This window comes from Kitasatospora sp. NPDC059812 (assembly GCF_042732075.1).
In the GTDB taxonomy this organism is placed as follows: Bacteria; Actinomycetota; Actinomycetes; order Streptomycetales; family Streptomycetaceae; genus Kitasatospora.
Genome location: NZ_JBHWIO010000069.1, coordinates 1 through 7,974 on the forward strand (window position 1 = coordinate 1; position 7,974 = coordinate 7,974).

Sequence of the window (7,974 nt, forward strand, 5' to 3'; positions counted from 1 at the left end):
GGTCGGCGAGCGCCTGCCAGACCTGGTCGCGCAGGAACGGCGGGTCGGTGAAGCGGATGCCGGTGGCGTCGCGCAGGGCGTTGGCGAAGGCGGGGGCGACCGGGTTGAACGGGCTCTCGCTCATCGACTTGGCGCCGAGCGGGCCGATCGCGTCCGAGGTGGTCGAGAAGTGCACCTCGGTGCGCGGCACGTCGGCGTACGCGGGCAGGCGGTAGCGGCGGAAGGCGGCCGTGGTGACCTCGCCCCGGTCGTCCAGCAGCACCCGTTCGAACAGCGTCGCGCCGAGCGCCTGGGCGACCCCGCCCTCGACCTGCCCGCGGCACTGCATCGGGTTCATCACCCGCCCGGCGTCGGCGCCGTGCACGCTGCGCAGGATCCGGATCTCCCCGGTGTCCGGGTCGACGGCGAGGCGGAACCACTGCGAGTTGAACGCCACCGAGCGCGGCGAGCCGCCCCAGTGCCCGGTGCCGACGAGGTCGACGCCGCGTTCGCGCGCCGCCGCGTGCAGTTCCTTCAGCGGGATGCCGCGCCCGTCGCAGTCGACGGCCTCGGCGCCGAGCCGGACCAGGCTGCGCGGGGTCCGTGCGTACTCGGCGGCGAAGTCGGTCAGCCGTTCGGCGAGCGCGTTCGCGGCCCGCATCACCGCCTTGCCCGCGACCACCGTCCCCGCCGAGCCGAAGGCGCCGGTGTCGTGCCGGACGACGTCGGTGTCGGACTGCCGGATCGCGATCCGGTCGACGGTGGTGCCGAGCGCGCCCGCGGTGATCTGCTGGTGCACGGTGGTCGTGCCGTTGCCGAACTCGGCGGTCCCCACGGCGACGTCGTAACCGCCGTCCTCCAGCAGGGCGACGGCGGCGTCGGCGAAGTGCCCGCCGGGCGGGCCGGTGGCGATCATCGCCATGGCGAAGCCCTGCCCGACCAGCCAGCCCTCGGGGGCGTCCGCCGCGCTGCGGTCGTTCGCGAGCGCGTCGCGGACGACTTGCAGGCACTGGTCGAGGCCGTAGCTGGCGATGTGCAGGTCCTCCTCCTCGCCGCCGGGGCTGAGCAGGTGCTCGCCGGGGCCGATGACGTTGCGCTCGCGGAACTCCAGCGGGTCGATGCCCAGCCGGCGGGCCAGTTCGTCCATCGCCGACTCCACCGCGAAGGTCACCTGCCCGAGCCCGTAGCCCCGGAAGGCGCCGGCCGGCACGCAGTTGGTGTACACCGAGTACGCCTCGACCTTCTTGTGCGGCACCCGGTAGACGCCCATCGACTCGCCGACGCTGTGGAACATCACCGCCGGGCCGTGGTTGCCGTACGCGCCGGTGTTGGACACCACCCGGAAGCTGAGCGCCGTGAGCGTGCCGTCCGCCTTCGCGCCCGCCTTGACGGTGATCGTGAACGGGTGCCGGGTGGTGGCGCCGTAGAACTGCTCGGCCCGGGTGAACTCCAGCTTCACCGGCCGGCGCAGCCGCAGCGCCGCCAGCACCGCGATGTCCTCGGTCAGCATCTCCTGCTTTCCTCCGAAGCCGCCGCCGACCCGGCCCGCCACCACCCGGACCTCCTCCTCCGGCAGGTCGAACAGGGCGCAGAGCGCGCGCCGGGTGAGGAACGGCACCTGGGTGCTGGAGCGCACCACCAGCCGCTCGCCGGCGCCGTCCTCCCGCTCCTCGAAGGAGACGACGCAGCCGTGCGTCTCCAGGCTGGCGTGCTGCACCCGCTGGGTGCGGAAGGTCTCCTGGTAGACCGCGTCGGCCTCGGCGAAGCCCTGCTCCACGCTGCCGATCTCGCCGTGCACCTCGCCGCACACGTTGTTCTCCGGCCGGGCGATCCGGGCCTGCGGCCCCTTGGCGTGCAGCACCGGCGCGCCGGGCGCCATCGCCTCCTCCGGGTCCAGAACGTACGGGAGTTGCTCGTACTCGACGGCGATCCGGCGGCAGCCCTCCTCGGCGGCCGCCTCGCTGTCGGCGACCACCGCGGCGACCCGCTGGCCGACGAAGCGGACCACGTCGTCCAGCAGCCGGGTGTCGTCCGGATCCTCGGTCGGGTGCTCGTGCCGGGCCGAGGAGTACAGCCGCTCGGGCGCGTCGTGGTGGGTGAACACCGCGTGCACGCCGGGCACGCGCAGCGCGGCCGCGGTGTCGATGGCGACGATCCGGGCGTGCGGGTGCGGGGAGCGCAGCAGCTTCAGGTGCAGCAGCCCCGGCACCTCCACGTCGAAGGTGTAGCGGGCGGTGCCGGTGACGACCTGCGGCCCGGCGGGCGCGCCGAGGCTGCGGCCGACGGCGCGGCCGGCCTCGGGCTCCTCGGTGTGCCGGACACCGCGGATCGCGTCCTCGATCGCCCGGTAGCCGGTGCAGCGGCACAGGTTGCCCTTCAACGACCTGGGGAGGTCGGTGAGTTGCTCCTCATCGAGGGCACTGGCGGTCATCAGGAAGCCGGCCGTGCAGAAGCCGCACTGGAAGCCCTGGGCGTCCAGGAACCGCTGCTGCATCGGGTGCAGTTCGCCGTCCTTGGCCAGGCCCTCCACCGTGGTGACGCACCGCCCCTCGGCGCGCGCCGCCGGGTAGAGGCAGCTGTGCACCGGGGTGCCGTCCACCTGCACGGTGCAGGCGCCGCAGTCGCCGGCGTCGCAGCCCTTCTTCACCCCGAACCAGCCGCGCTCGCGCAGGTAGGTGCGCAGGCACTGGCCCGGGCGGGGCTCGGCGTCGAAGTCCCGTTCGTTGACGCGGATCGAGAAGCTCATGCGGCGGCCTCCTCGGCCAGGCCCGGTCCAACCAGGTCCGGGCCGGCCAGGCCCGGTCCGGCCAGGCCCGGTCCGGCCGTACTCGGCGGGGCCGGCCGGGCGGGGTCCAGTTCACGGCGGATCTGCTCGGCGAACCGGAAGGTCAGGTGCCGCCGCCAGGCGGGCAGCCCGTGGATGTCGTCGACGTACTCCTCGGACCGGATGCCGCCTCGGACCGCCTCCTCGACGGCGGCCGCGTTCGGCCCCGGCGGGAACCAGAGCCGGATCGGGCGGACGGTGGCGGCGGTGACGGTGATGGTCAGCGAACCGTCCACCGGGTCGAGGGTGCCGATCAGCAGCGCGCCGGAGCGGCCCAGCCCGTACAGCGAGGCCTGGCGGAACGCCGTCCGGGCCGCCAGCGCCCGGCCCGGCAGGGTGATCGAGCGCAGCAGCTCACCCTGCCGCAGGTCCTTGACGCCGGCGCCGGTGACGAACTCCGCCACCGGGACGCGGCGTTGCTCCCCCGACGGGGCCCGCAGCAGGCAGAGCCCGTCCAGGGCGGCGGTCAGCGAGATCATCGGACCGGCGGGCAGGCCGTTGCACAGGTTGCCGCCGACGGTGGCCATGTTCCAGATCTTCCAGGAGGCCAGGAACGCCCGGCAGCACTGCTCGAACAGCGGCGCCGCCGTCCAGGCGGCGGGCTTGGGGTGGCGGGAGAGCTGGGCGACCGTGCAGGTCGCGGCGATCTCCAGGCCGCCGTCCGGGGTCGGGGTGAGCGGCTCCCAGCCCATCCGGCCGAGGTCGATCAGCCGGCGGATGTGCGGCTGCGGCTCGGAGAACAGGTACGTCCCGCCGCCGAGCCAGGCGTCCCCGGGCCGCCAGGTGCCGCCCCGGCGGGCGTCGCACAGCTCGGCCACCGTGTTCAGATCCATGTCGCTCCATCGCCCCTGGCCGGTCCCGTTCCTTCGGTACGGCGATTGAAGCCGCGGCGACCGGTCGGGCACGAGTGGGCCCGCACACCAGCCGCACCCGGCCCCACCTGGTCGATCGTCCAACGGTGGGCCCTCCCACCCGCATCAACTTCGACAAGGGTGTCGAAGTTGGCGTGAGGGCCGGGCTATGCTGTCCCGAAGTCCGAGGATGACCCCCCTTGCCCCGTCGACGAACGCACCAGCATGGCGCGCCCGACCGGAAGGAGGCGAGACGCATGGACAGCAGCAGTCCGGGCCGCACCACCCGCCCCCACCCCCGCATGCCCCGGTCCGCCTCCGGCAGACGGTGAGCACGGTCGAGACGGTGAACACACCCGTCGCGCACGCTTTCTGACGCAACGTCAAGTTCTCCTGACGCCACGTCCCACACGTCGGCCCTGCCGCCACCGCCGTCCACGGCCCCTTCACCCGCCCCGGTCTTCCCCGCCGAGGAGAGGTATCCCATGACGACGTCCCGGCCCTACCCGCGCCCCGCCGAAGCCGCGGTGCTGCTCACCGTCCTCGCCCTCCTCGTCGCCGAGGAACTCGCCCTCGGCCTGGCAGAGGAGGAGGACCGCCCGGTCATCAACGCCATCCTGATCGGCGCCTCCGGCTCCGGCCTCCTGGCGGTCGGCGCGGTGCTGCTCGGGCGCTGGCTCGACACCCGCCGCCCGCTCCCGTTACCCCCGCCCGGCCCCAACGGCCGCGAGTACAGCGCCCGCGCCCTCGAAGACTTCCCGATGGACGCCGTGCGCCCGCTCCTGCTCGCCCACCAGGCCCCGCAGCTGGGCCAGTTGTACTCCGCCTGGATGCTCGCCCGGGCCGGCCGCCCGGCCCCGTGGATCGCCCGCCGACTCGCCATCCCGCTCGACGCCGCCCACCTCCTCGTCGACGCCGCCCGCACCCGCCACGACTGAGCCGGCGGCGTCAGCGGCGCCGGCCGGGCGCCCCCGCGCCCGCCTGCGCCAGCAGGAACGGCACCAGGCCGCGCTCCGCCAGCGCCGACCGCCAGGCGTCCCGCGCCAGCCCCAGCTCCCCCAGGACGCCGGCCTCCCCGCCGGACTCCGCCGACCTCGACCGCGAGGCCGCGCCCAACAGCCCCAGTCCGCCCACCAGCAGGCTCACCGCGGCCACCCCGGCCGCCACCCACCCGGCGCCCACCAGCGCGTGCCCCAGCACCTCGGCGTCGTCCGCCAGCCCCAGCGCGTACCCGAGCAGCAGGAGGATCGCGGCCGCCACCCCGGCGATGATCGGCACGATCACCCCCAGCACCCCCCACCACCCGGACACCCGCTGCCGCCCCGGCTCGTCCACCGGCAGCCGCGCCACCGCGTCCTGGTCCGCCCGCAGCGCCGCGTACCGCTCGTACTCGGGCGCCGCCGCCGCCAGCACGAACTCCGCGTTCTCCCGGGCGCACCGCCGCAACCGCTCCACCCCCGGCCCCTCGTCCCCCACCGCCCGCAGGGCCGCCCGCACCTGCGACCCGGCCAGCGCCCTCCCCAGCTCCGTCTCGAAATCGGCCCGATCCTGCTGCGGCAGTCGAAGCGGCCTGTCCATGCCGTGCCCCCGTTCACTGTTCTCCATGTTCTACAGAACTGTAGAACATGGCAGCGGATAGCAGCAGCCCCGTTCACCTGTGGGCTTGCGATTCAGGAGCAGCCGCACCCGGCACCCGCGCGGCCGACGGACCGGTCGACTCAGGACACCGTCAGGATCCCCCGCATGAAGTGGTGGAGGGTGCACAGGTACGAGGAGGCGCCCGGCCGGGCCGGCGCGGTGAAGGTCGCGGACGCGCCCGGGGCGATGGTGCCGGTGTCGAAACTGCGGTCCTGGGCGGTGAGGGTGTGGTCGACGGTGTCGGCGTTGCGGACCGTGACGACGGCGCCCGGGCGGACGGTGAAGTTCGCCGGCTCGAACACGAAGTCCCTGATGGCCACCGCCCCCGGGGCAGGAGCGGTGGCCGAGGACGGCGAGGCGGCCGGGGCAGCCGGAGTCGCCGGGGTCGCCGAAACGGACCCGGTCGGCCCCGGGCCTGAAGCCGAGCCCGAATCCGGGCCTGCGTCCTGGCCTGCGTCCGGGCCGCCCACGCTGACGGAGCAGGCGGCGAGGGCGGTGCCGAGGAGCACGGCGGCCACGGCCCGGGCCCGCGACCGCATCAGGAACTGAAGAGCGGGACCCGCCGGGCGTCCGAGGACGCGGGCGGGGTGGCGCCGAGGTCGGAGACCGTGGCGATCAGGACGGCGTCCGCGCCCGGGATCCAGTTGACCGTCTTGGACTGGACGACGAGCTGCCGCTGCCGCGCCGTCCCGTCGCAGATCACGTCCGCCTCGGCCGTCCGGCTGGAGCCGAAGGCCGTCGAGGAGGTGTCCTCCGGGTCCCGCTGCTCGACCGAGACGGTGAGCGACCGGGCCTCCTCCGCGACCCCGCAGACGTACTCGACGTCGACCCGGACCCGGCCGGGGACCTTCGAGTCGATCCGGGCCTCACCGAGAGTGACGCCCGTGGGGGCCGCGTCCCCGTCCCGCACCCGGGCCGGAGCGGCCGCCGAAGCCGCGGCCGGCGCCGGGTCGGCGGCCAGGGCCGGTACCGTGAGCCCGCCGAGGGCCGTGGTGAGGGCCGTCACAATGATCCACCGCTGCACTGCCAACCTCCCATAACTGAAACCGTGTTGCGGCCGACGCTAACCGCCCCGCCAGTGGCCCGCGCGCCGGGGCGGGCACCCGTCGCACGGACAGCCCAGCCACGACGGCGACCCGCCGCCCGACGGCCCAGCGGCGGCGGTGACCCGGCATCGCCAACGGCCCAACCCGCCGCCCGACCGCCCGTCACACCGGACCGGACCGCCGCGACGACCCTCCGTCACCACCCGCCCCGCATGGACCAGCGCCCGCTCGGCCGCCCTCCCCAGGGCCGCCTGAACGGACGAAGGGCCCGCCGCGCGGTACGCGCGACGGGCCCGGGGTGGCGCAGTGTTCGGGGTTCAGGCCACGGCGAGCTCAGGACACGGCGAGCCCAGGACACGGCGAGCTCACGGCACCGCGAGCTCACGGCACGGCGAACTCAGGGCACGCTCAGGACGCGGCGAGCCAGGCGGCCGGGCCGCCGACCTGGGCCCAGTTGGTGCCGCCCAGCCACTTGAAGACGCCGCTGCGGTCCGGGCTGAGCCCGTACACGGTGCCGGCGCCGTCGATGCTGAACTCCGCGCCGGGGCCGCCGATCCGCGACCAGCTGTTGGGCGCCCCGCCGTAGCGGAAGACGTCACCGCTGGTCGGGTCGGTGGCCAGCAGGGTGCGGCCGCCGCCGGCCACGATGCTGCCGGCCGGACCACCGGCCTGGGTCCAGGTGGCGCCGCCCTGCCACTGGAACACGCCACCGCGGTCCGGGGTGAGCCCGTACACACCGCCCGCGTCGTCGACGGCGAACTGGGCGCCGGGGCCGCCGATCCGCGACCAGCTGTTGGGCGCCCCGCCGTAGCGGAAGACGTCACCGCTGGTGGAGTTGGTGGCGATCAGGGTGTTGCCGCCGGCGACGATGCTGCCGGCCGGACCCCCGATCTGGGTCCAGGTGGTACCGCCCTGCCACTGGTACACGCCGCTGCGGTCCGGGCTGAGCCCGAAGACGTGTCCGCCGCCGTCCACGGCGAACTGGGCACCCGGACCGCCGATCCTCGTCCAGTTGTCGGGGCTCCAGTTGTACGCGTAGAGGTCGCCGGTGGCCGGGCTGGTGGCGACCAGACCGCCACCGCCGGAGACGATGGTGGCGGCCGGGCCGCCGACCTGGGTCCAGGTGGCGCCGTTCCAGTTGAAGACGGCGCCGCGATCGGGGGCGAGCGCGAAGAGGGCGGTCGAGACCGCGATCGGGGCACTCGGCCGCGCGACGGACGCGGCCGAGCTCACCGGTGCGAGTGCGACGGCGGATGCGGTGGTGGCCTGGGCCGGGACCGCCAGCAGCGGGGCGGCTCCGAAGGCGAGCGCCAGGCCGGTGAGGAGGAGTTTGCGGGTCGTGGCACGGAGGTGCATCGCTTCCGACCTTCTGATGGTTTGGGAGTGCGAGTGGCACGTGCTGTTGATCCGAGCGGCTGATCCGAACTGCCTGCAATAGACATGGACATGCCATACGCCAGTCTTGCCTACTGCTCCACGGCCTGTCCTACGACGAACTGCGGATTGTCCGCCGCACCCGGGTGCGGTACAAGGCACCCCCCGGGGCGCCGCGCGCCCCCCCCCCCCCGGGGCCCCCCCCCCCCCGCGCGGCGGCGCCCCGCGCGGCCCCGCCCCGCCCGGCGCGGCGAGTGAGAGC

7 protein-coding genes are annotated in these 7,974 nt (G+C 74.9%); 1 reads left to right on the forward strand and 6 read right to left on the reverse strand.

Translation table 11 applies throughout. The features are described from left to right. Positions 1-2,725, reverse strand: a 2,725-nt coding sequence (locus ACFV6D_RS28270; protein WP_380561556.1) for a molybdopterin-dependent oxidoreductase, incomplete at its 3' end; no start/stop codon positions are given. Next, positions 2,722-3,636, reverse strand: coding sequence for an FAD binding domain-containing protein (locus ACFV6D_RS28275; RefSeq protein WP_380561558.1), 915 nt, complete (start codon positions 3,634-3,636; stop codon positions 2,722-2,724). The genes ACFV6D_RS28270 and ACFV6D_RS28275, both read right to left, overlap by 4 nt. 503 nt (positions 3,637-4,139) lie before the next feature. Here ACFV6D_RS28275 and ACFV6D_RS28280 point away from each other — a divergent pair. Beyond that, entirely contained in the window at positions 4,140-4,592 is a 453-nt protein-coding gene (locus ACFV6D_RS28280) for a hypothetical protein (protein WP_380485739.1), read from the forward strand. Positions 4,593-4,602: 10 nt separating this feature from the next. On the opposite strand, the gene ACFV6D_RS28285 is transcribed toward ACFV6D_RS28280, so the two are convergent. The 4 genes from ACFV6D_RS28285 to ACFV6D_RS28300 form a co-directional block, all read right to left on the reverse strand. Then, positions 4,603-5,259 (reverse strand): hypothetical protein, encoded by a 657-nt coding sequence (locus ACFV6D_RS28285; protein ID WP_380340525.1) that lies wholly within the window; start codon positions 5,257-5,259, stop codon positions 4,603-4,605. A 113-nt stretch (positions 5,260-5,372) separates the two neighbouring features. Then, positions 5,373-5,831 (reverse strand): cupredoxin domain-containing protein, encoded by a 459-nt coding sequence (locus ACFV6D_RS28290; protein ID WP_380429175.1) that lies wholly within the window; start codon positions 5,829-5,831, stop codon positions 5,373-5,375. Beyond that, complete coding sequence (locus ACFV6D_RS28295; protein ID WP_063346566.1) at positions 5,831-6,298, reverse strand: hypothetical protein; 468 nt, start codon at positions 6,296-6,298, stop codon at positions 5,831-5,833. The genes ACFV6D_RS28290 and ACFV6D_RS28295 overlap by 1 nt, the downstream gene beginning before the upstream one ends. 448 nt (positions 6,299-6,746) lie before the next feature. Continuing rightward, complete coding sequence (locus ACFV6D_RS28300) at positions 6,747-7,694, reverse strand: hypothetical protein (protein ID WP_380561560.1); 948 nt, start codon at positions 7,692-7,694, stop codon at positions 6,747-6,749. Positions 7,695-7,974: the final 280 nt, after the last annotated feature.